The following is a 248-nucleotide window of genomic DNA, read 5'->3' as shown; positions in this document are numbered from 1 at the left end:
GCTTAACTTAACCAAAGTATTAGGAACAGTAGCCATGTTAATTGCACTTGGATTAGGTGCAATGACAGCCGGGCTTTCGTTCTATCATAATATAGAGCTTCAAGCCTCTAGCTTTCAAGCAAATGATGCAGCAATCTATGAACCAACCAAGGAAGATTTAAAAACCATCGGAGCAATGGACGTCAGTGAAAAAAATACGTACGAGTATAAATTGACGAATGACGGAGTGTTCTTTCTTAAAGACAGCC

General features: G+C 39.5%; 1 pseudogene. It reads left to right on the top strand.

Annotation, left to right across the window (positions count from 1 at the left end):
• Positions 1-34 precede the first annotated feature (34 nt).
• A pseudogene (locus tag ACW9JV_RS19335) lies at positions 35-248 on the top strand (ABC transporter permease); the annotation flags it as partial.

The sequence above is a fragment of the Salibacterium sp. K-3 genome, from assembly GCF_054052005.1.
This window is presented reverse-complemented; position numbering and strand designations above follow the sequence as displayed.